The sequence below is a fragment of the Mesorhizobium sp. M0189 genome, from assembly GCF_040322135.1.
In the GTDB taxonomy this organism is placed as follows: Bacteria; Pseudomonadota; Alphaproteobacteria; order Rhizobiales; family Rhizobiaceae; genus Mesorhizobium.
On record NZ_JAMYSW010000002.1, the window covers coordinates 200,193 to 224,664 of the forward strand.

The following is a 24,472-nucleotide window of genomic DNA, read 5'->3' on the forward strand; positions in this document are numbered from 1 at the left end:
CGGATACTCGAACGTGTGCGTCCAATCCTCCTCACTCGTTCATGTCGACATGGCTTGCGATCTCCGACTCAGGCGGAACCTATGACTCACAACCGACCCCAAGGAACACTGTTGCCGCCCATCTAGCCGTCTTATCGGTATCGGCGAAGCCGCTGATCTGTGCTAAGCCGCCGCCCGAATAGCCAAAGGAGTACACCCGTGAGCGAGCCGACCGTGGCCGAGGCGACCGACAGCATCTATGCATCGCTCCGGGCGAACAATGCCGACATCGACGCACATATCGCGGCGCTCAAAGCAGCGCTGACGCGAGAGGGGATAGAACAGGCGGTGTTTGATCCGGCAAGGCTGGCACAGAACAACCGTTCGGGCCGCAAGCTGATGCAGGCTTATTTTCGGCAGCGCGGCGTGAGCGTGAGGTTTTCGGCCTCGTAGGGGCGCACACTGAGGCGCCACAGCCCGCCGGCAATCATTGTGGTCCAGGACCCCTCGGGGAGTTCAGGCAAGTCCGCTTTTGGCTTCTGTAGGCCGACATGCGTCTTCTGGCCCCGCCGACGTCAAAGTACCTAGGAAATCGGCCGACAAATGGTCAATTCAATCACCTGCGCTGGCTGCCGAGTACATCAGCGACCGATTCGCCGCTTCTGGCCTTCGGATTTGACCGGCCCAATCGCATGTATCTGCCGCCTCGAGCGCTTCGGCGCGGTCAGATTTGTCTAACGCTCCTATCCGTCGAACCGACGCGAAGAAGCGTGGATAGTCGCCCGAACACAAATCGAATAAGCGGAGAAACGCAGTCACCCGATCGCTGTAGACGGAAGTCGCGGCGAGCTTTGCGTTGTTGATCGGAGCATCGAACCAGGCGTCATATCCACGGTATCCACCCCAGCGCCTGTCGCGCATCTGTCGGTATCGCGTCCTCAGCCGTTCGATCGCGGCCTTCTTCGCGGCCCACTTCTGCTCAGAAGTAACATCGTCGTCATAGACATGCCTTAGCTCGTCCCGGGTCTGCGACACCAGCACAAGAAATTCAGCTCTGCGCCTCCGGTCGGCTTCGTAACGGCGCAATCCGGCAGTATCGCCGGTCGCGCGCAGCCATTTTCTCACACCCGTTGTTTCGACAGCGACAGCGAACGCTTCGTTGAACGAGGAATCGTCATGCACGTAGACGCGCTGGTGAGCGAGTTCGTGGAATACCAGCCCTGCAAGATACGTTTCATCTTGGCTGAGCATGGTGCTTAGCAGCGGGTCACTTGACCAGCCGAGCGTGGAATATGCAGTGATGCCCGTCACATAGATGTCCAGGCCCTGTCTCTGAAGTTCGACAGCGGTTTCAATCGCAGACCTTTTGGAGAAGTACCCTCGGTACGGTACGCATCCGAACACCGGAAAGCACCATGTTCGTGGCGTCAGCGAGAATTCCGGCGCTGCAAAGATGGCCCATGTCACCGCGTCTCGACCAACGTCAACATAGCTGCGGTAGCTGTTGTTGTCCGGCAGCGCTAGTTCATCTATCGCAAACTGTCGGATGGCGCTCGCCGATGCCATTCGAGCGCGCAATGTCCCAGGGGTCGAAGGATTGTCGATCAGCTCTCCGACATCCTGGCGCGCCGCCATGATCTCCACGTGACCCTTCAAGGATTGTGCGTAGTAGGAAATGCTGGTGCAACCTGCCACGCCGGACATCACGATCATCGCAGCAACCGAACGAAAAGCATGCATCATGCCCACGGCATCGCTCACACTTCCGGATAGGGCAAATGTCGCAACTACGCCCGGTCCCAAACAGTCGCGCCAATTTGGTAAGGTCCTGGAGGGGGTTTAGGTTAGACGTTCGTCCTCGGCAAGATAGTCACAATTCGGTCACTCGCTGCCAAATTGCCGAATGTCCGGACACGGCCGACTTAAGCAACGCAGCATTTTCCACTTTGAGGCGAAATAATTCTCAACTATGGTCCGCCAGGCTTTAGGCATGGGGGAATATTGCCGATGGTTTTATCACGCAGGGGTGTCGTGCTCGGTGGCCTGGCGCTGGTCGCGGTGGGTGCAACCAGCAATATTGCTCAAGCCGCGGCGGCAAAATCCTTTTTCGCCGGTACCGCCAGCGACAACAATTTTGTCTATCGCAAGACCAACTTCGCCAAGATCGACAAGAGATGGCATCGCCAGATCGTCAAGTATTTCAGCAGCGAGCCGGTCGGCACCGTCGTGGTCGATACCCGCCACCACTTCCTCTACGTCATCATGGAAAACAAGACCGCCATCCGCTACGGCGTCGGCGTCGGCAAGGACGGCTTCAAATGGTACGGCCGCGCGACGATCGACCGCCGCGCGCTGTGGCCGCAATGGGTCCCGCCCCCCGAAATGCGTAAGCGCAAGCCGGACCTACCACCCATGGTCGCAGGCGGCGCGTCCAACAATCCGCTCGGGCCGCGCGCGCTCTATTTGCACCGCGACGGCGCCGACACCGGCTACCGCCTGCATGGCACGCTGGAGCCATGGAGCATCGGCACCGACGCTTCCAGCGGCTGCATCCGTATGTTCCCGGAAGACATCATCGACCTCTACCAGCGCTGCCCGATCGGCACCGCGGTGCAGGTCCTGCCGCACATCGCCGACCAGGCGCCCGCTTCCACCACTGTCGAATGATTGGCGCCTCATGAACCGCACGATTGAAAACACGCGCCGGCTGCTCGCCGCCGGCCTGCTGGTGCTGGTCGCATCCTGCTCGACCAGCAACACGCTGGCCCCTTCCACGCCCGACGTCACCAACACCGAGGTTGCCGGCTTCCAGAACGTGCAGCCGGGCAGCGAGGAGGATTTTATCCTCAATGTCGGCCGCCGCACCTATTTCACGCAAGGTTCGGCCGCGCTCGATTCTGTCGCCAAGGCCACCCTCGACACCCAGATCGCCTGGTTAGCAAAGCATCCGCGCTGGCTGCTCAAGCTGCAGGGTTTCGCCGACGATCCCGGCGCAAGTGAAACGGCGCTGTCGCAGCAGCGCGCCGATGCGGTGATGGACTACCTCGCCGCCGGCGGCATAGACCGCAACCGCATGTGGGCCAAGGGCTACGGCAAGGACAGGCTCGTCCGCGAGTGCCCCGACAACGCCTGCAGGTCGCAGAACCGCCGGGTTGTGTCTAATTTGCGCGATGTGAGGGACGAGCCATAGGGCTGCTGTTTTGCTTGTGACCCGAAGCAGAGTCTCACACGCGACGGCGGCATGGCTGCTTTGCGCCTCATCTCAGTCGTTAACCCAAACTCTGCCTCGACTTGAAAGCGGTTGTTCCCACAACTGCAACAGCGGCAGCCAAGCGTCCTTTCTTTTGTGATGATCCCAAGAGCCATTGCTCTGCCACACTACGGCCTTTGGGTTACAGACAGGCGAGTGTGACGCCTGTTGCTTCGGCCTTTCCTGCGGGCTTGCGAACCGCAATATCGGAAGCCGATCGCTCGGTGACCTCCGTCGCCGATTTGGATCAATCAGCGGTTCACAATTTGTTTCGCGTAGGATAATGCCCGATCGTGGGAAATTTTGCGATCGTCACTGAATGAACAACCTTGACCTTTCCGCCACGACTTCGTTCTGAGCGTCAAGCCAGAGTACGCTACCAAGATTGTAAGCGGTCAGAAGAAAGTCGAACTGAGGCGTCGATTTCCGCACCTTTACACGCGCGGCAGCGTCGACTTCTTCCGCACATATCCCGGAATGTATGTGCCGCGGCCGCTGATACTGCGATGTCAGGTCCTCGGTCAACCACTGCAGCATATCGCGTACGAGACCCTGGCTTTGACCAAGATGAATTGGAACAACACTCAGTTCGACAACGGAATGCCGATTACTATTGCGACGGCAAGACAGGTGGGGCAGGTGCTGAAGTACCTCGAGACGGGCAGGAGATCGCTCCAAGGTACAGCTTTTACATGTAGAGAATCGGCTCTGACGCTGCGGAAGCGGGCAGCTCTATGTCGGCGAACGAAAGCGATGGAGTGAACACAAACGCCCACTCTGGCTGCGCGAACGGAGGGGAGTGCTGTGGAGTAATATCGGATAGCAGAGGACACTCGAGCGAATCCTAGGCCATCGATAGCAGTCGATAGATTCTAGGCGACCGACAGATCTGCCGCTCTGTCGGGCGTCTCCCCGCTCTTCGAACGGCGCCCATACCCCGTCGGGCCTACCCCAACCTTCGCGACTTTGTGGCCTTCAAATCTTCGGTCGCGCGCTGCTCGAAGAAGTTAGCGCGCGATCAGTTCGTGGAGATGTTTCGCCAGCACTATAATCTGCCGCTTATCCTGGTCGATGCTTCGGAGCCGGTGCTTTCCAACCATGCGGTCGAGCGGCACAATATCACGGCGGTCTGGCCGGAAAGCCGGCGCGCCAATCCCGCTGTGCGCGCCTTCCTCGACCTGTTGCAGGGTGTGTCGAGAAACAGGTGAAGGTCACGGCCAGCATTTGGCCTGAAGACACCGGGCAGGGGAAACTCAGCCGCAGGTGTCGACCGTCCGCTGGTCGGCGCCATTAGCGCCATAACCGTCTCGGCAGCTACGCGACGAAGCGGACCACGCCGCCATCCACCCGCAAAGCCGCGCCGGTTGTCGCCGAAGCCTGCTCCGAGCATGCGTAGATGATCATGTTGGCCACCTCATCGGTGGTCGCGAAGCGTTGGATGAGGGTGGTCGGACGCATCGCCTTCAAGAAGCCCTGTTCGGCCTCCTGCTGCGTGATTCCGTTTGCGTCAGCCTGCTTCGCCATGAAGTCGCCCAGGATCTCAGAGCGGGTAGGTCCCGGCAGGACGGCGTTGATTGTGACACCCGTGCCCGCGACCGCCTCGGCGAGCCCGCGCGACACCGCGAGTTGAGCGGTCTTGGTCATGCCGTAGTCGAGCATTTCCTTAGGGATGTTGACTGCGGACTCGCTACTTACAAACACGACGCGGCCCCAGCCTTTCGCCACCATCCGCGGCAGATAATGACGGGTCACGCGCACGCCACTCATTACGTTCAACTGGAAGAGGCCAAGCCAGTCCTCGTCGGGGATCTTCGCGATGTCCTCGACGCCACTGTAGCTCCGGATGTGAGCCGTACCAACATTGTTCACAAGGATATCGGCGTCCGGCGCCTGCGCGATCAAGGCCTGGGCACCCTCCGCTGTCGCAAGATCGGCGGCGATGCCCGAGATGTCGCTTCCGGGAAAGGCCTGCCGCATCTGCCTCACCGCCTCGTCGACCCGGGTATTCCCACGGCCGTTGACGACGACCGATGCACCGGCACGGGCAAACCCCTCCGCCGTCGCGCGGCCGATTCCGGCGGTGGATCCGGTGACAATCGCCTTGCGGCCCCTGAGTTCAATATTCATGTCATTTATCTCCAATGGTAGGTGGGTGATCTTCCGCCGATCCAGGCTGGAAGCGCCCGTCGTCTGTTGAGTACCGACAATATTCGGGACGAAGGCAGGCCCAGTACTGTTCGGTCGAAAGCGTTGCGGCCCAAGCAACCGGCCAGGCCTTAAGACAAGCCCATTCAACTTGCCCTGCTTGCCACTTCCGCCTCCGCAGCGCGGGCGAGGCTTTCGACCCATTCCTGGTGATAGCGGTAGAGTGCACCGGGATGCTTGCGCCCGAGTTCCTCAAGGAACCAAGGGCCCTGCTGCGTTTCTTCGGTCAGCACATGGCAGCCATCGACCGTAGGAGTGATGACCCAGCCGTGGTACGCGCTCGAGCCGGTCTCGTCGCCATCGACCGTCGTCGCCCACGCGAGCCTGCGGAAGGGTTCACACTCCGTCACGACCAGACTCATCGGAAAGCCAACCGTCACCCGGCTGTATCTGGTTTGAAGCGCCAGTTCCGGCTTGCCGGTCAAGATCTTGACCTGATCTTCGGCGGGAAAGTAGCTCGACCAATTCTCGGCATCGACGAGCAGCTTCCAGACCACTTCAGCCGGCGCCTGCACGTCAATGTCGTTGAGTGCGTAGATGGCCGACGTTTTCGGATCATATCGCTCGGGCCAAATCACATGATCATACATCGATTACTGCTCCTTCTTGAACAAATCCTGGAAGATGAGCTGGCCCCAAGTGCGGCCGCGTGCGTGCACCAGCGCGCCACCCTCGTTGAGCTTTCCCAGCTTGACGGGTGCGAACCCGAGTTGTTTGGCCAAGGCCGCCACCGGAGCGGTCGCGTCCTCGTCGTCGCTCGACAGAAAGACGACCCGGTGCACGCCCTCGACGATCGGATCGGCAGCCAGGGTGGCCGCAATCAGGTGATTGAACCCTTTCACGAATTTGGCGCCGGTGAACGCCTTCGCGACGAAGGCGGAGGACGGGAGACCGTCCAGCTCTTCAGGGACTGGAAACGCGTTCATCGCGTCGATGACCGTCTTGCCTTTCCAGCTCGGCAGGGCCTTCGCAACCTCGCGATGCTCCCCGAACGGGACCGCCAAGATGATTGTGTCGGCCTCGAGTGCATCCCGCAGCGACTTGGCGACGACCGTGGGTCCAATCGCCCGAGCCTGCGGCGCCAGCGCCTCGGGCGGCCGGCGGCTCGCGACGGTCACGTCGATGTTTTTACGGGCGAAGGCGTGGGCGAGGGCCTGGCCTATCTTACCGAATCCTACAATAGCGTAGCTCATAGTGCTTCTCCGATCCGTATTGGTCTTGATTCCCCGGCCCTCAACGGCGCTGGGTTATCCGTTCTACTGTGTGGCGTCCTTTGCGTAGACGTCCCGGCGTTCCATCATGGACACGCTAGTTCCCGCCGGTCAGCCGCTTCCCGCGATCCGCCGCGATTTCAGATGGCCGAGAAGCCTCCGTCGACAGACAACTCCAGCCCATTCACGAAGCTCGAATCGTCTGAAGCAAGAAACAGCGCGGCCGTCGCAATTTCCTCAGGACGCCCCATCTTTCCCCGCGGGATCAGGGATTCGAACATCCGCTTCCCCTCCTCGTCGAGAACTTGGTCCTGCATCGGTGTGGCGATCGGCCCCGGGTGCAGCACGTTCACCCGGATATTCCTTCCCTTCAGCTCGTTGAGCCACCCGCGTGCGAATGCGTGCAACGCCGCCTTGCTCGCCGCATACACGCTGTAACCAGGAAAACCTTTCACCGAAGCAACTGATCCGGTCATGAAGATCGATCCGCCATCGTTGAACAGCGGCAACGCCTTTTGCACCGTGAACAGCGTGCCGCGCGTATTCAGGCCGAAGGTCGCATCGAAATGCTGCTCAGTAATCTCGCCCAGTGGGACGGCTTCGCCCGTGCCGGCGCTCGCATACAGGACGTCGATCTTGCCCTTTTCCCGCTTGACTGTATCGAACAGGCGGTCGAGGTCATCGAGATTGGCCGCATCGCCGCGCACGCCGGTCACGTTCCGGCCGATCAGCTTGACGGCCTCGTCCAGCGCCTCCTGTCTCCGGCCCGTGATGAAAACATAGGCGCCTTCTTCAACGAACCGCTTGGCGCTCGCCAGCGCCATGCCGCTCGATCCACCCGTGATGACTGCAACCTTACCCTCAAGCTTTCCCATGACTTCTCCTTTCGTGGTGTCGGGACAGCATCTGCCTCCGAGAACCTCGAAATGGGTCCGCCGGCGTCAGGTGTTGAGTGCGGAAGCGCGCACATCGGTGGTGCGAAATCGATCCGGCTGGACGACTGAGGCCAGCCGCGACGATCGGCGTCCGCCGTTCGAAATTGGGCCGCGCTCGTCGACATAGGCTATGATGACCGCCCGTACTGCTGTTCGATGTGTTAAATACGGGCTTTGGAAGGCGCACCGCGCGGTGCCGGATTGCACCATGATCGACTGGGATGACGTTCGCTACTTTCTTGCCGTCTCGCGCGGAGGCTCCGTGCGGGCTGCCGCCGAGCGCCTCGGTGTGAACCACTCGACCGTGCTGCGACGCGTCGCCCAGCTCGAGGAACGCCTCGGGGTGCACATGTTCGAAAAGCTGCCTTCGGACTACCGCCTGACGGCTGCGGGCGAGGAGGTCCTCGAGTTCGCGGACCAGATGGAAGTGTCGTCGCACCTGCTGGAGACGCGCGTCTTCGGGCGCGACCAGAGCGTGCGCGGGCTTCTGCGGGTGACGCTGGCACCGCCCCTCGCGACACACCTGCTCATGCCGGATTTCGCCGATTTCGCGCGTCTGCATCCGGACATCGAGATGGAAATCTTGTCGTCCGGCGAGCTGGCAAATCTGACCAACCGGGAGGCCGACGTCGCGATCCGCGTCGTCTACGACCGCAAAACCCTGCCGCTCAATCTTCACGGCCTGAAGGGACCGGAGCTGTTCGGCGGCGTCTACATGTCTCGCGATCGACTAGCCGCGTGGCGTGCGGGCGCGCCTGATCCCATCCGGTGGATCGTCATAAGCATTCATGGCATCCCGGATTGGGCCAGCGAGGGTGAGGTTCGTACCACGGGGGTTCCGTTCAGGACCACGGACGGCGAGGCGCAGATCGTTGCAGTACGGCAAGGGCTCGGGATGACGACACTGCCGTGCTTCGTCGGAGATGCCGACCCCCTACTGGTGAGGGTGCCGGGCACCGACCTGCACATGTACGGAACGCTCTGGCTTCTCACACAGGGGGAGACACGCAAGACGAAGCGCGTGCGGCTCTTCACCGAGTTCGTATCCCGCAGGCTCGCCGCGTACGCGCCGCTTCTCGCGGGACGGTCCTTATCGCGTGACTGACGCGCGGCAGGTAGCCGATGGCGCTGTCTCGAACGTACCACTGTATCAACTTACGCAGCCCGATGTAAATCTCGGGACGGACTCTGGTTGTAGACTGCCTCGTGACCGTCTTTTTCGTCTTAACGGTTGAAGATAGAAGAGTATCCCTGCCACGGGCGATGCGCGGAAAGCGACGCTGTGACCGGCAGGTGTCACAGCTTTCCTACTCCGGTGTGCTGGCTTTTTTTCTGCGCCGAATAGTGTGCGACTGCGCAACGGCCATTTTCAACTCGGGTGTGATCTCCAACGGCGCATTCTCTGCCCCATGTGGGTTCTGTAGCCCCTGGACCTGGACGGTCGGAAATGGGAGTTCGATGCCCTGCTCTTTGAAGACTTGGCGGAGGCGTACATAGAATTTGCGTTTCATACCGAAGGCGCCTCCCGGTTTGGTTGTGGCCTTGACCCTCAATACGATGCCGTATTCGCCGAACTCCTGTACGCCCTGCATCTTGATCGGGTCGAGCACCCAGTGTTTGAACTCGGGATCTTCCGCCAGTTCGAGGCCGATCCGCTTGATCAGCTTGCGAGCGAAGTCGATATCGGTGTCATAACCAACGGTGATGTTGAATTTGTCGATAACCCAGTCACGACTCTGGTTCTGGACTGCCCCGAGTTCACCGAAAGGTATCGTGAACAGCGGACCACGATGGTGGCGCAGCTTCACCGAGCGCAGCGAAAAGCTTTCCACAGTACCCTTGTAATTGCCCGATGAAATGTATTCGCCGACACGGAACGCATCATCGAGCAGGAAAAACACGCCTGAAATGACGTCCTTGACGATGGTTTGTGCCCCAAAGCCCACGGCGACGCCGACGACGCCAGCGCCGGCGATCAGCGGGCCGATCTGGATACCCAGCGAGGCGAGCATCATAAGCACCGCCATCACGATGATCGATGCGAGCAGAATGTTCTGGAGGATCGGCAAGAGCGTGTGCAGCCGCGCCTGCTGCGGATCGAGGACCGGGACATCCTCGTCGCTGATCACAGGGTGCGGTGTTTCGATGCCCAGCTTTCGTTCGATCAAAGCTTTGATGATCGACCAGCCGAAATCGGCTGCTAGGGCAATGACCACGACATTGACCAAGCCGCGCAATATGAACGTCGTCGTCGTATCGCTGTCCCGCATGGATTGCATGTCCAGACCCCAGACACGTGCGAGAAAGTAAGCCGCCGCCAAGATGAAAATCATTCGGATTGCGCGATCGATGACAGCGATCGTCACCGCCGGGATCGTAGGCCGGCCGACATCTTCCGAACCTGGTCGCAGAACGAAATTAACCCCGCGCTGCGTCATCACGATTGCAAAAGGCAGGAAGAATGCGGCGAAGGTAAACCAGAAGTATGTATAAAGGCCGGCGATGCGCTGCAGGAACAGGACGACGAAATAAGCAGTCAATAGCCATGTCGCTTCCGTGTGACCGATGTGGCGCGCACCGTCTCGCTGCGTTCTTGGCCGACGCCAAACCGCGAGCAGCAGGAGCACCAGCAGCACGAAGTCGGCGCCCAGTGACAGGACCATCATTCCGTCCTGATCGATGCCGAGACCTGGCAAGAGGATAAACGCGGCGCCGAAGAAGGCGAAGACGCCGACGATCCGGGGTAGCCAATAGGACCAATGGTCAGCCGCTTCGTTGGTGATCGGCAAAGCACGAACCTCGACGGCATTCTCGACATTCATGAAGGAAGGGACGAGCATGGCCATGACGTACATGCGCACACCCCATGTAACGACTGCCGCCATCAGAAATGTCAGTACAATCTCGCGGATAAGCATTGGCCAGTCGAACAACATGAACGCGCCGGCGCTGCCCAGTGCGAAAGAGACGATCAGCATGCTGGAATAAAGCATGCGACCACCAATCTTCTTGGCTCGCCCAATCGGCGTATCCTTCGGTTGCGCGATAATCCAAAGACGAAATGGACGGGTGAACTTGAACGTTGCCCAAGTGAGTGCCAGGCCGGCAGCGATGAACATCGCAATCAGCACAAATACGGCGGCTGACCCCTTGCTGGACATATCCTCCATCGTCTCTGCCCGAACGCGCGCGAACTGGCCTGGCAGCAAGGGCAAAGTTCGCACGATTCTTTCGATATGATGCCTGATCCCATCAAGCGTCGAGGATGCCATCGTATTCATCTGGCCGGGTGCGGCCACGGCGCCGGACGATGCGTCGGTCGGCGAAGCTCCTGTCTCGGCAGGCGCTCCCGTTGACCCGGCGTCCTGATTTCGCTGTTCGGCCACCCAGGCCTTCACTGATGGATCGTCGAGAAGCTCGAGCAGCTGTTTGACCCTTTCAGGCGGGGCGGTCGCCGGCGCCTGCGCCTGTGCCTGACCTGTCAACAAAAGGGCGATCCCAAAGACGAGCGGCCTGGCAATCAGGGCAAACATCGCAGTCAGGTCTCCGAGACGCCGTGCCAGGCGCGCCAGGTTCCTGGCCCCCAATCGTCGAATGATGCGTGGCATCGTGCTGTTAACCTTCCGGTCAGATCGGCTAGCAACGACATCTATGTCCGTTGTTGCCCTACCTTGAAGAAACCGATGTTGCGGTGCAAGACGTCATCGTTTCGACCCAGACCGTTACGCCGGGTACTTCGCGGTGTCTACTTAGCCGCCGGGGGAGGGCATTCCGACCTAGGCCCAGCCTCCAGCCGTTATATGAACTGCGCATCCGTGATGCTGGGCGTAAAAGACCCGGCACCAGGATCCCCCAGGCCAGAACGCGTATGCCGCGGTGGGCATCGCCGACCGAGGCTATGTGATGGAAACTGGGCGCATGACCGTGCAGGGAAGAACGATGGCGACGTCAGATATCAGGATCCGATTTCCCCCGGGAGCCGCCACATTCGCACACGACCTGTACCACGCAATTCCGTTTCCGCGAGTGGGTCGCAAGCAAAATTTGGTCCAAGCAGTTTGTGAGTTGCATCCGAAATACGGATTTCATCGGGCTCCGCGGACGTTTGGATACGTGCGGCGAGATTAACGGTGTCGCCCCATAGGTCATATGCAAACCGCCTTTTGCCTATGACGCCCGCCACGATTGGTCCTGAGTGAATTCCAATTCTGAGTCTTATCGGTTCTCCTGCGAAGCGTTCGAGCTTAACCGCCTTCCGCAGTTCAAGTGCATAGTGCGCAAGGGCTTCCGCATGATCGGATCGCGCGGCGGGCAGGCCAGCGACCACCATCACACAATCGCCGATTGTCTTGATCTTTTCGCAGCCGTATCGCTCCGAGAGCAGATCCGCCGCCTTGAAGAAGTAATTTAAAATAGCGAGCGTCGTCACGGCTCCGACGTTCCGCGCTCTTTCCGTAAAACCGACGATGTCGGCAAAAAGCACACTCACCTCTGCGTAGTTGTCTGCAATTTCTTCGTGCGCTTTTAGCCGCTCCGCGATAGACGCCGGAAGAATGTTGAGGAGCAGGGCTTCGGCGCGCTGGTATTCACGCGACAATCCCTCTTGGCTCGCCCTCAACGCCTCGTTCATCGATTGTAATTTCTCGTTGAGTTGACGCTCCCTCTCTTGCAGGAGCGTCATTTCATAAGCCTTCTGTTGAAGTCGCTGCCTATTGTCGCGTTCGGCAGTGGCGTCAAGAAAGAGCAGCCACACGCAGGCATTGTCAGCAAAAAGATGGAGGTCCGCGACACGCCCGCTGGGCAGTTCGACCATGGCCATATGATATGGAAGCTCCGGGCAGGGCAGCAAACCTTCCATGAATTCAAGCTGCTCGGCAACAGGCTTACCTATGCGAACTGATGAGAGTCCGTAATGTTCAACGTTACCGCCCTTCGCAGCTATGCAAAGCTGGGCGTCGATTTTCAGATATGCGACGGAGTGCTCGTTGTCGAAGAAATCGTCAATCCAGCTTCTGACTTCTCGTGGCAATTCATGCATGGTCTATTTGCTAACCATCGAAGCAAGATGACGAAACGCATCATCAACATGTTCACCCGAAAGCGCACTTGTTAGATAGATTTGCCATCCAAGTTGCCTCAGTTCGTTAATTTCACTATCCGATATTGCCCACCGATCGACCAGATCGGATTTGTTGAACAGCAATACAAACGGCATAGCGCCGAATTCCGCCTCGGCCCGCTCGCGCAACGTGAGCGCCACGGCAAGAGTAGCGGCGCGGGTTCCATCGACGACAAGCACGAGCCCGCTCGCACCTCGCACATAGCTGACGCGGAATGAGCCGATATCGTCTTCGCCGGCCAAATCCCACAAAATCAGATCCACGGTTTTGTCCGGGAATGCGACACTCTTCTTGTCGATTTTCACTCCCACCGTGGTCAAGTAGGTTTCGGAAAAGATGCTTTGCACAAACCTGCGAACCAGACTCGTCTTTCCGACAGCGAACCCGCCCAACATGCAGATCTTCTTTTGCAATATCCTGGGCTCCGCCCTAGTGGAAGTTTACCGTAACCGAAACTCTGCGATTGGCCGAGCTCCCGGTTCGGCTATTTTCAGTCTCCGCTGGCTCAAAGGTGCCCGCGCCGCGAACCAAGAGCAATTCCGGATCGACGCCGCGCTTCTTGAGAAGCGCACGAACTGTTTCCGCGCGCGCGGCGCTGATGGACAATTTGGCCGTTTCACGGCCCGTCTCGTCCGAATGGCCGGTCAACATGAACTGTGCTGTTACGCCTGCCTTGCGGGCGTCCTTGGCCAATTGCTTCAACTGATTCGCCAATTTGTCGAGAACCGGCAGTTGCTCTGGTCCCGGTACAGCCTTGCCAGAATCGAAGAAAATGTCGACCGCTTGAATAGCCTCCCTCAAATGAGTGAGTTCCGGAGGGGTCAACTCACGCAGCTCGGAGATTTCTAGAGAGCGTCCGTCCGCGGACAGCTGTTGGGCGGCGACCCGCGCCCGATCTATCCAGGCGGCAGGAGCCTCACCCTGGGCAACGATGCGATCCTTGATGATCGAAAGCCGTACCGAATCCGGCGGACTCAGCGACGCCATCAGCCGCTTCAGCACGAACTTCGGATCAAGGCTCTGATAGAATTGCCACTGCGAATGAACGCGAGCAGGATCGACCCCTGTTCCGGACAGCAGAGCCTGCGGGTTGGCGGCCTGCGGGTCTCTCAGGCCGGAAATATAGAAATGTCCGCCCCTCGCCGTTTGTTGGGCGACGATGATGCCCGCTTGGGCCTCCAGTCGCGACACATAAGTCTGCCAGTGCTCCGCCGCGCGTGCTTCGGGGCTCACATCACGAACCTTGGAGATGTCGAATTCCGGTCCGCCTGCCGAAAGCTGTCGGGCCGCTGCGCGCGCCCGATCTATCCAGGTGTCGGGAGCCTCACCCTCGGCAACGATGCGATCCTCGACGATCGAAAGCCGAACCGATTTCGGCGGGGTCAGCGACACCATCAGCCGCTTCAGGACGAACTCCGGATCAAGGCTCTGATAGAATTGCCACTGCGAATGAACGCGGGCGGGATCGACCTCCGTTCCGGACAGCAGAGCCTGCGGGTCGGCGGCAAGCGGGTCTCTCAGGCCGGAAATATAGAAATGTCCGCCCCTCACCGTTTGTTGGGCGACGATGATTCCCGGTTGGGCCTCCAGTCGCGACACATAAGTCTGCCAGTGCTCCGCCGCGCGTGCTTCGGGGCTCACATCACGAACTCTGGAGATGTCGAATTCCGGTCCGCCTGCCGAAAGCTGTCGGGCCGCTGCGCGTGCGCGATCTATCCAGCTGTCGGAAGCCTCACCCTCGGCAACGATGCGATGATTGACGATCGAAAGCCGAACCGATTTCGGCGGGGTCAGCGACACCATCAGCCGCTTCAACACGAACTCCGGATCAAGGCTCTGATAGAATTGCCAGCGTGAATGAACGCGGGCAGGATCGACCTGCGTTCCGGCCAACAGCGACTGCGGGTCGGCGGCAAGCGGGTCTCTCAGGCCGGCAATATAGAATTGGCCATCGCGCACCTTTTGTTCGGCAACGATGATGCCCGGCTGGGTCCCCAGTCGCGACACATACGCCTGCCAGCGCTGCCCGGATTGCCAGGAAAGAAAGAACCAACCGCCTGCGGGAATCAAAACCAGCAGGACTGCAGCCACTACCAGCCACGGAAATCCCTGGTTTGATTCCTCCTGCTTCAGTTCAACGCAGGTCTGCAACTGCGTCTCTACGCCGGCCAACTGCGAACTGTCGCCGTCAAACTGCTCTAGAGCCTGTGAGCATTCATCATGGATGCGAAGCAATACATCGCGAATTATTTCATGTAATTCCTCCGGCGGATTTCCCCGGATCACCGCAACCAAGGTCGCAAACGGTCCAACTTCCGACCAGAGACGAAGCTCCCCGAAACGAATAGTGTCCAGGCCGCTCTGTTCTTTCTCGTTAAATGAGTCTTTTACAAAATCTTGAATTGCACTAAGCATAGAAGAAATGAGTTGAGGATCTTCGCTAGTTGCATTATCGGCAGTTACATGCGCTATCAAAAGCCCGGAATTGCGATTGATGAGGAAGACGTGTTCCACACGATAGACAAGAGAATGCTTAAGAACAACTTCTGAGAAGCTTGCTCCTGTTCTCCAAGCTTCAAGTCTCCACTTGAGTCCATGCCAGGTAAATATATGTCTTAAAGTTTCATTCAGCGATTGAAAGGTTTGGTCGATCTTTTCGCCGATCGACTTGCGAATAGCCGGCAGAAACACCGGGTACAATATATCCGTAAGCGTACGCGGGCTCTTCTGGATGGACCGTTGCACGGCCCTCTCGACAGCCGGCGCAAGGGCCTCTCCGAGTTGCGCATGAAGCGCACGTGCGGCTGCACTGGGGAGAACGCTCCCCAGTGCAGCCGCAAGCTGTTCGGGTTCGTCGAGCAGGTGCGTAACTCGTGAAAGCTCCGAAATTTCGCGACCGACCAGCAACTGGCGAAGCGTTTCCATGCGAGGATCGGCGGTCGGGATTCCGTCGAGACGCGCACGATAGTCCGGATCAACGTTCCGGGCAATTTCGATCAAAAGGCGAGCCAGAGCCTCGCGATCAATCTCTGTATCGTTCGAAGCTGTTCTTTGAGGAAGGCTGATTGGGTCGACGGTTGACGTCAAGTTCCGATCAACTCACTTTCCAGCTACGCTCCGAGTTGCTCTTGCTGCCGACGGGATCCTGATTTAAGCATTTTGCAACCTCGACAAACAGGCCAGCCAAAAGATTTCGGTCGGTCTTGACATTGCCGAGATCGGAAAACATTTTCTCCATCAGCATCTGAATGCTTTCATTCTTTTGCTTGATTTCCTCACGCAGCAAATGGTCGTTTCGATTTATCCGGTCCGCAACTTCGCGCTCAAGCTCGCTCAACTGATCCGACAACGCGCGCACCTGCTTTTCAAGCGCCTGATTTTGCTCGCGAAGATTCCGGTCAATCTCCTTGTCGGCGTCGGCTCGCGCGTCTTTTTCGTTCCGCAATTGTGCCGCAAGCGAGTCGACCTGCTTCTTTGCATTTGACTCGTACATTTCAAGATTGCGCTTGGCCTCGGATTCGACATCCTTGAAGCGCTGCAAGACCCGTTCTTCAAGCTTGGAAAAGCGGCGGTCATAGTCCTGCATCTGGTTGCCGAACAGCAGATCACGTATCTTGTCGACACCTACAGCGTCGCCGGGGGCCCCGCTCTCGCGAGCCTGGCCCGCCATGAAGGTCAGCCCGTTTCCGTCTGCATTACTTATCAGATTTGCGTCCGCTTTATTTGCCGAAGAAGCGGTACTCGAAGATTCCTTGGCCATCCCATGCCCCTTCTTTTGAACATTGTCACAGCGCTAATTTAGCAACTGATAAACATGTCAGCAAAATAGCCAACCCGCAAGCCGGAATCTTCTCGGCTTAAGTCGGTTCGTGCGTCCCCATTCGGGTAGATTTCGACATGGGGGTCGATCCGGATCAGCTTACGCTCCCGTCTCGCCCGCGATCATCTTTTTGCAGATGAAATGCGCGAAAGGAAATGCCCCAGCGCATCGGCCTCAGTTCTAAGCCGTCGGGCATGCGCGCTTGCCATTCGGCCTGTCTTCAAGTCTTTTTCGCCTGCCTCTAATTCGCCCCGATCTTGACAGGGCAGTGCTGCCAGCCGATGCCGTCATCCGGTTTTGACATTCGCCGACTCTTGCCGAAGAAAACGAAAGCTCGATGATCCAGGAAAATGCTACCGCAAGGCGGTGTGGTACCGAGGGTCAATGCCGAGCAAACCGTCGGCGCAGCGCTCGCCGGCATCCGCCGGCAGACCTACCAGATACTGGATATAGTCGTGGTAGACGATGGGTCGACGGACTGATTGGCGTCGATTGTGACGGCCTACGCCGAGAAAGATCGACGCATCTTGTGCTACCTTCGAACCAGGCGCGGGTAAGACGGCGTGGCGCATAATCCCTTGGTTTCAATCGTGGTTCCTGCGCACAACGCGGAGGTAACGCTGGCGCGCGCACTCGATTGCCTTCTCGATCAGGAAATTGTGGATTGGGAGGCGATCATCGTCGACGACGCCTCCACGGACCGCACCCCCGCGATCATCGCCGGTTATGTGCAGCACGATGCCCGATTTCGGATGTTGAGCTCATGCGCGCATAGCGCCGCCGGCGCGCGCAATAGCGGGATGGCGACAGCACGCGGCCACTGGCTCATGTTTCTGGATGCGGACGATTGGGTGGATGCCAGCTTCCTTGCTAAAATGCTGGCCGCACTTGAAGCCGCGCCCGATGCGGTCGCCGCCTATTGCGGTTCCCGGCGCGTGATGCCCGATGGCGAACTCACCCCGTCGAGCATCACAACGGACGTTGCGATCCACCCCTTCGAGACATTCGCCCGCCGGTGTGCCATCGCCATTCACGCGCTGCTGGTCGACCGGGAGACAATTGTCGAGTTGGGCGGTTTCGATGTGTCGCTGCGCACCTGCGAGGACTGGGATCTGTGGCAGCGCCTCGCACGTCTAGGCAAAAATTGGGTGATGGTCGACGAGCCGCTCGCTTTCCGTCGGATCAGCCCCAACTCGCTCAGCCGCAATTCGACGCAGATGCTGGCGGATGCGGAAATCGTGATCACCCGCGGTTTTTCTGCTGATCCCAGGGTCAAACACCCAGCATCGGCTCACGCCAATGGAGCGATCGAGGCGAACGGCCGCACCGCTTCCGAAGCACTCGCATGGTTCGCGTTGTGGAACGCCGCGTCGGATTGCGGCTGCGGCTCGGCCTCGATCAACCCGCAGTCCCTGCGCGCGCTCCCGCCAGGACGTAAGTGGGCGCGTGAGATCGCCAAGGTGGTCTTCGATGGCCTTATGGCAGGAAGCCTGTCGGTGCCAGCGCAATTGGCTGCCAGGTGGGACAGGTTCGGCGGCTCCCTCACCGAATTGATCATCGAACTCGGCAAGGTCTGGGACGATCCCGTAGCGGGTCGCCGCGTCCAGTATCACCTTGAGCAAATGCTTCTCGACTTCGACGACCTTGCCGCACCGCGCAGACTGGCGCGGACACTCGGAATTCGCGTCGACGCTCGAAATCCGACCTCGATCGAACTTCCGGAAGGAATCGATCAAATTTATGCCTATCTGATGATGGATGGCCAGATCGAGGCTTTCGTACAGTTCGGCGTACTCGGGAAAGTGACAAGGCGTCATTGGACTGAATTGATCCTGAATTTCGTGCCCCCTGAGCGGCTTATGCACAGTGCCGCGCCGCTTGCGAGGCGATCGCCTATGCATGCACCGCAAAAGGGCGTCGGTGCCGACAAGTCAGACATATTTGCAGCCGAGGCATTGTTGTCCATAGCGGGACGCGGGTCTGATCGGGACAGCCATTTCGGCAAACTCGCGGGATTGGCCGCGGAAGCGCAGGCGCTGGTTGGGTCGAGCGCCGAAACTAAAGAGCCTCTTGCAGCGCCGCGCCGTGCACGGGCCGCGGATGGGCACGACAATGATCGCACGTCTTTCTGGAATCGCCATTTCGCGACCGAGGATCCCTGGAACTACGGCTCGCCCTATGAGCAGGAAAAATATGAGCGGCAGCTCGAAATTTTGCCTGCCGGTCCCATCGGACGGGCGCTTGAGCTGGGCTGCGCGGAGGGCCACTTCACGCGTCAGCTGGCGCCGCGGGTGGGCCATTTGACCGCAACTGACATCTCCGCCGTAGCCATCGGGCGGGCGCGCGCGCGATGCGGCGATCAGCCGAACGTTGAGTTCGGCGTACTGGATTTCTCCGCCGACACGCTGCCGGGTGAGATGGATCTGATCGTCTGTTCGGAAGTGCTCTACTACCTGGATGATCTCGCCGAGTTGCGGCGCATCGCCAAAAAACTCGTTGAGGCGTTGGCGCCTGGCGGCAGTTTCATCAGCGCACACGCGTTCGTGCTACGTGACAATATCGAAAGGACGGGCTTCGACTGGAACACATTCGGTGCACAAGCGATCTCAGAGACGCTGGCAGCGACCGACGGCCTCGTCCTCGAGCAATCGATCCAGACCGAGCTCTACCGCATAGACCGCTTCCGCCGCCTGTCACCAGGCGACGTGGCGACGGAACCGATGATTGATCACGTGCCAATCCGCGCGCCCGTCGAAATCGGGGTCGCGCGGAAAATCGTCTGGGGCGGGGCGCGGGCCTTGCGCCGCGACGTCGCACGTAGCGAGCGGCGACAGCGTATCCCTGTCCTCATGTATCACAGCGTCTCCGATGAAGGTCCAGCCGCGCTCGCCCGTTTTCGGCTCACGCCCGCCGCATTCGCCAGCCAGATGGCATGGCTGCGCGCCAATGGCTTTCACGCGATTAGGTCCGAGCAGCTGGAATGGTTCATCGCCAACCGTCAGCCTTTCGTTGGCCGCCCAGTGCTCATCACCTTCGATGACGGCTTCCAGAACTTTGCCGACCATGCCTGGCCGACCTTGCGCGCGAACGACCTGACCGCGGAAGTGTTCCTGGTGACGGACCTGGTGGGTGAAAGTGCACAGTGGGACGCCTACAGTGGCCCGCCGACGCAGCTTATGGACGCCAGGACAGTGCGACGCCTCGCCGGCGAAGGTGCGTTCTTCGGAAGCCATCTGGCGACGCATCGCGCGATCGATGGTCTGTCGAGCTCTGACTTGGCCGCCGAACTCCTGCGCTCTCGTATGTTCATCGAACGGTGGACCGGTCGGCCAACCACGGCGTTCGCGGCACCCTTCTCGGTCACCGACCGACGGCTTGGCAGGCTGGCCAAGGAGTGCGGCTATCGGATCGGCTTCGGCGGCAGACACGGGCCGGCGGACCTCGATTGCGATCCCATCGACCTTCCGCGGATCGAGATTCGCGGGGATCGCTCGCTCGATTACTTTGTTGCCCGTATCGAGGCCGTGCTCGAATGAACGGTGAGCTTGTCAGTGTCATCATTCCCGCTCACAATGCGCAAGATACAATCGACGAGACGCTCCGCAGCTGCGCGCTCTTTCGAGATTGTTGTTGTTGACGACAGCGTTCTGACGGTTGGAAGGGGTGCTGTCGCAGCCACCCCACGATACAGGAGCCATCCACAGAGGACATCGCTAGTCCAGAGGCGACAGAAAGCATTGCCAGGACCGTACATTCTGGCTCGTCGAGGCCAATGTTAGATTTGTAACAAATTGGTTCCGCTTTTTGTTCAGTGCCGCGCCCGTTTACCTCGTTCGCAAGTCTATTGGGCCACTTGGGACACGGCTGACATCAGCTCCTGCGGGCTTGGCGCCCCAAACATGTATCGCCCGCCCTCTGGAACCTCCGTGAAGCTCCAGCGGACGATCCCCTGCCGATCCAGTAGGAACTGACCGACCAGTTGTCCGTGTCCCGTTGCCATCATCTGCTCGTCGGCTTCGGTCAGTTCGTAATGGTCCCTCTTATTAAGGATTTCGCTGGCCGCAATGGGGTCCATAGGACCGGGCAACTCGCCTGGTATATCGACCCGCATATCCTTTGCCGCTGCCATCGAGACCTTGTACGGCCAGTTCGTCTCGTTTTGGGTGAATTCGAGATTGGGCAGTCCAAAAGCACGATGTGAAGCGCGTTCAGGGTCGGAGGCCGCAAGCAGATTCGGCATCGGATGGTAGCGGAAATAGAGACGCGCCCGTTCGATTGGCGTGTTGACCACCGTCAGGCTCTCCACGCCCTTTTCGCGCAGCTCCGGATCAAGCCGCGCCTGGGCGGCGATATGGCGCCGGCAAAACGCACAATGCAGACCTCGAAACAGGCCGACCAGCACCGGCTTTTGGCCGCGAAAGTCGTCAAGCGCGATCTTGCCTTCCTGGGTAATGGCGTCGAGTATCAAGTTCGGCGCACGGTCGCCCGGTTGAAGCGGTACCAAGTCACTACGCGCGGACATTTTCCACCTCCAACCCCGGCTAGTCGAGAAAAGGCAGCACCACAAGCGCTTCCGGGTCGAGCCCGTGCTGGGCGCATATACCCTGCGCCAGGGAAAAGTAGCGTTCGGCCTCGGCCAGATTGTCGAGGTCGAGATTAAGCGTTGCAAGACCATCATAGCACGGAAACAGCAGTTGGGGTTCGCCCGTTTCGCGGGCTACGTCCAGTGCTTCGTGGAACAAGCCAACCGCCAGCTCCGGACGCCCGTTGCACTGGTGGATCTGCCCAAGCACGATCAACGGCACCGGCAGGTGCTCGCGCTGGTCGAGCGCCCGGTCGATCTCGATGGCCTTCTCGGCAGCAGGTACGCCCTCCGTTGGACAGCGATCCGTGAAAGTACAACAAGCGACCGCCAGATTGGCGAGGAGGCGCGCCTGGAAACCCAAATCACCAATATGGCGCGCCACTTCAAGACCGCGCCGACAGACCTCCATCGCGTGCGCCGGATCGATGGTCGTGTAAAGCACGCCGAGATTGGTGTAGCCGCGGCAGGCCGCGCCCAGTAGACCGGCGGCTTCGGCCAATTCAATGCTATGCTCAACCTGACGCACGGCCTCACGGTTTCGCCCAAGGCGAGCCAGCGCAACAGCCTTGGTATTGAGTGCCTCGGCGGTCACAAGGGTGGCATCACGCCCTACCTCGGAGACATGCTCCGTTGTCAGAGTGCGTACGCAATCCAGCGCCGCGTCTGCCCATTTTGCCGCGAGAGCGTGATCTCCGCTACGGAACGCCTGTCGGCCACGTTCTTGCCAGAGATGCGCCTGCTCGATCGGGGCATCCGCTCCATCGAGGAGCGCTGCCGCTTCAGCATAGCGGGATTCTGCGTCGTCCCGCTTGCCGACGTCCCAGAGCAGCCGACCGATCTTGCGTAAAACTCGCGCCGACGCGACGCGATTGGCCGACTCGCGGTATACCTGCAACACCGTTTCGTAATGGTGGTGCGCGATCTCGCGGCGGCCTGCCGGGCCGCTCAAATCGGCAATGCGCTCTGCAATTGCCAGTTTGAGCGGTGTTTGCCCGATCGCGCCCAACGCAGTCAGTGCTCGCTCGTAGAAACGAAGGGCGTCGTCGTTGGCGTATATCATGCGAGCGCGATCGCCCGCCGCCTGCAGGTAATGCGCGCCCTTCTCCCGCTCGGCGCTCTGTGCGAAATGATGACCGAGCACGGTCAAATCCTCGAGCCGCTCCGGCTTGTCGCCGCACAGTTGCTCCAAGGCAGCTCCGACCCGCCCGTGGATGTCGGTCCGCCGTTGCAGGAGTAGATTCTGGTAGATCACGTCCTGCAGCAATGTTTGCGTAAAGCGGTAGCTTTGCGACGAGACCGAGCCTGATCCGGCAACTTCCTCGATGATTTCCGCATCGCAAAGCAGTTCGCAGCCGGCTTCGAGCCGGCCGGGGTCGGTTGTCACAGTTTTCAGAAGTGTGGCATCGAAGCGCGGGCCGATTACCGCGGCCTCCTGGGCCAACCGGCGCACCTCTTGGGGCAGCCGGTCGACGCGGGCAAGCAACATTGCCTGGATAGTGGCGGGGATGCCGGTTGCGACTTCGCCTGCCACAGTCCGCCATCGCTGGCCCTCTCGCATCAGTACACCGCGATCGATAAGGCCGCGAACGATCTCCTCTAAAAAAAGGGGGTTGCCGCCCGCGCGCTCGAGAATCTGGTCGAGAAGCCCTCCTGCGGAGTTTACCCAGCTCTCGCCGAAAAGCGCCGCCAGCAGGCTGCGTCCGTCATCACTGCTGAGCGGCGGAAGCCTGAGCGCTGTGTGACTGACCCGACTTGAGTCGAGCTGGTCGTTATCCGGCGCCGGACGATGCGTGACCAGCAACATCAACCGCGTGCGCTCCAACCTGTCCATCACGAAACGTAGTGCCTCAAGCGACACGGCGTCGGCCCAGTGCAGGTCTTCGACGACAATCAACAGCGGCGACAACGCAAGCCGCCGTTCGATGATTGTGCGGACTGCGTAGAGAATTTGCCGCCGCAGCTGCTCGGGTTCGACATGCTGCAAGGTGGCATCGGGGTCGCCAAGGCCGAGCACATGGTAGAGCAAAGGCATCAGCCGCTTCGCCTCCTCGCCCTGCAGGCCGAGATCGGTAAGCAAGCCTGCGAGCTTCCCCCGCATTTCGTCCCCATTGTCGTTTTGCATCATCCCGGCAGCGCTGCGCACCACTGCGCCCAAGGCGCCAAATGATTGTTCGCCCAGCGGTGAGCACGTGGCCAGCCGCACGGCGACGTTGCGAAAACGATCCTCGTCGCCGACGCGGGCGACGAACTCCTTCACCAGCCGCGATTTCCCGATACCGGCTTCTCCGACGAGGCGGACGAGTTGGGCCGAGCCGCTGCACGCCTGGTCAAGGCTCGCCATCATTCTACTGAGCTCCGCACCACGACCTATTATCGGCGCACTGAGGCCGAGCGCCTCGAGCCCACGCGCTGCACGCGGCGTCGCAAGCGGTGCATCCAGTCGATGGACGAGCACACTGCCAGCCTTGCCGCGAAACACGACATCACCCAGCGACTCGTAAGAGAAGGCATGCCGGGTCAGTCTGTGAGTGAGCTCGCCTACCAGCACCTCACCCGGTGCGGCCAGCGATTGCAGGCGTTGCGCCGTATTCACTGTGTCGCCGGTCACCGAATAGGATTTGGCGGTGCCGATGCCCAATCCGCCAGTAACGACCGGACCAGTGTTTATGCCGATGTGGAGCAACAGAGGCGAGCCGGAGTGGGGGGTGCTTTCGCCGAGCCGCGCCGTCCGGGCGATCATGTCGAGAGCGGCGCGAAGCGCACGTTCGGGATCGTCCTCATGCGCGACCGGCGCACCGAACAACGCGAGCAGTGCATCGCCGATGAATTTGTCGACGAAACCACCAAAGTTTCGCACGGCCGCCGTCAATTCCTTGAACAGTTTGTTCTGCAGCACTTGCATGACCTCGGGGTCGAGCTGCTCGCTGAGCGTCGTGAAGCCGCAAAGGTCGGCGAACAGGACCGTTACCGTCCGGCGATCGGCGTCAGAGAAGGGATGCAGCCCTTCTTCGCTTTCGATGTCCGGAAGCATCGATGGAGTTCGAGAAGGCGGCACAATGGTCCGGCTTGGTGTCGGAGCAGGCCGTTCGACGACTTTTGCGGGCGCACCGACGTTTGCCCCACATTTCGGACAGAACTCGAAATCAGGTGCGCAGGGGTAGCCGCAACTGGCGCATGGCACGGGCTGGCGCCTGCCACACCTCGGACAGAAGGCGTAACCGCCCTCAACCTCGAAACCGCAGCCCGAGCAGTCCATCGAACAAGACCTCACTAGAGGCCGTCCCGGCGTGACCTCGCCACGCACTTCACGGCCAGGCTATTCGCAAGGATGCACCGATAGTCGTCGACCGGCAAGCGGGAGCGCAAA

The 24,472-nt window shown here is 59.9% G+C and carries 18 protein-coding genes and 1 pseudogene; 7 read left to right on the forward strand and 12 right to left on the reverse strand.

Going from position 1 to position 24,472, the window contains the following annotated elements:
• The first annotated feature begins 198 nt into the window (after positions 1–198).
• Positions 199–432 carry a hypothetical protein gene (locus tag NKJ09_RS03815; protein WP_023716496.1) on the forward strand — a complete coding sequence of 78 codons (234 nt, stop codon included), beginning with the start codon at positions 199–201 and terminating at the stop codon, positions 430–432.
• Between the two features lie 159 nt (positions 433–591).
• Here NKJ09_RS03815 and NKJ09_RS03820 read toward each other — a convergent pair whose 3' ends face one another.
• Positions 592–1,722 carry an aminopeptidase gene (locus NKJ09_RS03820; RefSeq protein WP_352482497.1) on the reverse strand — a complete coding sequence of 377 codons (1,131 nt, stop codon included), beginning with the start codon at positions 1,720–1,722 and terminating at the stop codon, positions 592–594.
• Positions 1,723–1,986: 264 nt separating this feature from the next.
• Here NKJ09_RS03820 and NKJ09_RS03825 point away from each other — a divergent pair, with 264 nt between their 5' ends.
• The 3 genes and pseudogenes from NKJ09_RS03825 to NKJ09_RS03835 all read left to right on the forward strand — a co-directional run.
• Complete coding sequence (locus tag NKJ09_RS03825) at positions 1,987–2,646, forward strand: L,D-transpeptidase (protein ID WP_352482339.1); 660 nt, start codon at positions 1,987–1,989, stop codon at positions 2,644–2,646.
• A gap of 10 nt (positions 2,647–2,656) precedes the next feature.
• On the forward strand, positions 2,657–3,169 hold the full coding sequence (locus tag NKJ09_RS03830; RefSeq protein WP_352482338.1) for an OmpA family protein: 513 nt from the start codon (positions 2,657–2,659) through the stop codon (positions 3,167–3,169).
• Positions 3,170–4,311: 1,142 nt separating this feature from the next.
• Positions 4,312–4,437: pseudogene (locus NKJ09_RS03835) on the forward strand (LysR family transcriptional regulator); the annotation flags it as partial.
• Between the two features lie 106 nt (positions 4,438–4,543).
• On the opposite strand, the gene NKJ09_RS03840 reads toward NKJ09_RS03835, so the two are convergent.
• The 4 genes from NKJ09_RS03840 to NKJ09_RS03855 form a co-directional block, all read right to left on the reverse strand.
• On the reverse strand, positions 4,544–5,356 hold the full coding sequence (locus tag NKJ09_RS03840; RefSeq protein WP_023716502.1) for an SDR family NAD(P)-dependent oxidoreductase: 813 nt from the start codon (positions 5,354–5,356) through the stop codon (positions 4,544–4,546).
• Positions 5,357–5,520: 164 nt separating this feature from the next.
• Positions 5,521–6,024 (reverse strand): SRPBCC domain-containing protein, encoded by a 504-nt coding sequence (locus NKJ09_RS03845; protein ID WP_352493861.1) that lies wholly within the window; start codon positions 6,022–6,024, stop codon positions 5,521–5,523.
• 3 nt (positions 6,025–6,027) lie between these two features.
• A complete protein-coding gene (locus NKJ09_RS03850; RefSeq protein ID WP_502895877.1) occupies positions 6,028–6,627 on the reverse strand; it encodes an NADPH-dependent F420 reductase in 600 nt (199 codons plus the stop codon).
• A 158-nt stretch (positions 6,628–6,785) separates the two neighbouring features.
• Positions 6,786–7,520 carry an SDR family NAD(P)-dependent oxidoreductase gene (locus NKJ09_RS03855; protein ID WP_292208972.1) on the reverse strand — a complete coding sequence of 245 codons (735 nt, stop codon included), beginning with the start codon at positions 7,518–7,520 and terminating at the stop codon, positions 6,786–6,788.
• A 268-nt stretch (positions 7,521–7,788) separates the two neighbouring features.
• Between NKJ09_RS03855 and NKJ09_RS03860 the strand changes: the two genes are divergently transcribed.
• Positions 7,789–8,685, forward strand: coding sequence for a LysR family transcriptional regulator (locus NKJ09_RS03860; protein WP_352515650.1), 897 nt, complete (start codon positions 7,789–7,791; stop codon positions 8,683–8,685).
• A gap of 202 nt (positions 8,686–8,887) precedes the next feature.
• Here the strand turns inward: NKJ09_RS03860 and NKJ09_RS03865 are convergent, their stop codons facing one another.
• The 5 genes from NKJ09_RS03865 to NKJ09_RS03885 form a co-directional block, all read right to left on the reverse strand.
• A complete protein-coding gene (locus NKJ09_RS03865) occupies positions 8,888–11,188 on the reverse strand; it encodes a mechanosensitive ion channel family protein (protein WP_245278482.1) in 2,301 nt (766 codons plus the stop codon).
• 347 nt (positions 11,189–11,535) lie between these two features.
• A complete protein-coding gene (locus tag NKJ09_RS03870; protein WP_352493862.1) occupies positions 11,536–12,618 on the reverse strand; it encodes an adenylate/guanylate cyclase domain-containing protein in 1,083 nt (360 codons plus the stop codon).
• Positions 12,619–12,621: 3 nt separating this feature from the next.
• Entirely contained in the window at positions 12,622–13,113 is a 492-nt protein-coding gene (locus NKJ09_RS03875; RefSeq protein WP_352482333.1) for a Rab family GTPase, read from the reverse strand.
• Between the two features lie 16 nt (positions 13,114–13,129).
• Positions 13,130–15,787, reverse strand: coding sequence for an OmpA family protein (locus NKJ09_RS03880; protein ID WP_352762334.1), 2,658 nt, complete (start codon positions 15,785–15,787; stop codon positions 13,130–13,132).
• Positions 15,788–15,794: 7 nt separating this feature from the next.
• Positions 15,795–16,460 carry a DUF3450 domain-containing protein gene (locus tag NKJ09_RS03885; protein WP_352482331.1) on the reverse strand — a complete coding sequence of 222 codons (666 nt, stop codon included), beginning with the start codon at positions 16,458–16,460 and terminating at the stop codon, positions 15,795–15,797.
• A gap of 410 nt (positions 16,461–16,870) precedes the next feature.
• Here NKJ09_RS03885 and NKJ09_RS03890 point away from each other — a divergent pair, with 410 nt between their 5' ends.
• Both NKJ09_RS03890 and NKJ09_RS03895 read left to right on the forward strand, forming a co-directional pair.
• Entirely contained in the window at positions 16,871–17,002 is a 132-nt protein-coding gene (locus tag NKJ09_RS03890) for a glycosyltransferase (protein ID WP_352482330.1), read from the forward strand.
• A gap of 81 nt (positions 17,003–17,083) precedes the next feature.
• Positions 17,084–20,056: a trifunctional glycosyltransferase/class I SAM-dependent methyltransferase/polysaccharide deacetylase gene (locus NKJ09_RS03895; protein ID WP_352482329.1), complete on the forward strand. Its 2,973-nt coding sequence runs from the start codon at positions 17,084–17,086 to the stop codon at positions 20,054–20,056.
• 305 nt (positions 20,057–20,361) lie between these two features.
• Here NKJ09_RS03895 and NKJ09_RS03900 read toward each other — a convergent pair whose 3' ends face one another.
• Both NKJ09_RS03900 and NKJ09_RS03905 read right to left on the reverse strand, forming a co-directional pair.
• Positions 20,362–21,042 carry a redoxin domain-containing protein gene (locus tag NKJ09_RS03900; RefSeq protein WP_023716514.1) on the reverse strand — a complete coding sequence of 227 codons (681 nt, stop codon included), beginning with the start codon at positions 21,040–21,042 and terminating at the stop codon, positions 20,362–20,364.
• 19 nt (positions 21,043–21,061) lie between these two features.
• The gene (locus tag NKJ09_RS03905; protein ID WP_352493864.1) at positions 21,062–24,361 is read right to left on the reverse strand and encodes an ATP-binding protein; all 3,300 of its coding nucleotides are present in this window, start codon (positions 24,359–24,361) and stop codon (positions 21,062–21,064) included.
• Between the last annotated feature and the right edge of the window lie 111 nt (positions 24,362–24,472).

Coding starts and splice junctions, on each gene's coding strand:
- NKJ09_RS03885 (WP_352482331.1), bottom strand. CDS start 16,460: ATGGCCAAGGAATCTTCGAGTACCGCTTCTTCGGCAAATAAAGCGGAC.
- NKJ09_RS03865 (WP_245278482.1), bottom strand. CDS start 11,188: ATGCCACGCATCATTCGACGATTGGGGGCCAGGAACCTGGCGCGCCTG.
- NKJ09_RS03820 (WP_352482497.1), bottom strand. CDS start 1,722: ATGATGCATGCTTTTCGTTCGGTTGCTGCGATGATCGTGATGTCCGGC.
- NKJ09_RS03900 (WP_023716514.1), bottom strand. CDS start 21,042: ATGTCCGCGCGTAGTGACTTGGTACCGCTTCAACCGGGCGACCGTGCG.
- NKJ09_RS03905 (WP_352493864.1), bottom strand. CDS start 24,361: ATGGACTGCTCGGGCTGCGGTTTCGAGGTTGAGGGCGGTTACGCCTTC.
- NKJ09_RS03870 (WP_352493862.1), bottom strand. CDS start 12,618: ATGCATGAATTGCCACGAGAAGTCAGAAGCTGGATTGACGATTTCTTC.
- NKJ09_RS03860 (WP_352515650.1), top strand. CDS start 7,789: ATGATCGACTGGGATGACGTTCGCTACTTTCTTGCCGTCTCGCGCGGA.
- NKJ09_RS03850 (WP_502895877.1), bottom strand. CDS start 6,627: ATGAGCTACGCTATTGTAGGATTCGGTAAGATAGGCCAGGCCCTCGCC.
- NKJ09_RS03825 (WP_352482339.1), top strand. CDS start 1,987: ATGGTTTTATCACGCAGGGGTGTCGTGCTCGGTGGCCTGGCGCTGGTC.
- NKJ09_RS03830 (WP_352482338.1), top strand. CDS start 2,657: ATGAACCGCACGATTGAAAACACGCGCCGGCTGCTCGCCGCCGGCCTG.
- NKJ09_RS03840 (WP_023716502.1), bottom strand. CDS start 5,356: ATGAATATTGAACTCAGGGGCCGCAAGGCGATTGTCACCGGATCCACC.
- NKJ09_RS03845 (WP_352493861.1), bottom strand. CDS start 6,024: ATGTATGATCATGTGATTTGGCCCGAGCGATATGATCCGAAAACGTCG.
- NKJ09_RS03855 (WP_292208972.1), bottom strand. CDS start 7,520: ATGGGAAAGCTTGAGGGTAAGGTTGCAGTCATCACGGGTGGATCGAGC.
- NKJ09_RS03890 (WP_352482330.1), top strand. CDS start 16,871: ATGCTACCGCAAGGCGGTGTGGTACCGAGGGTCAATGCCGAGCAAACC.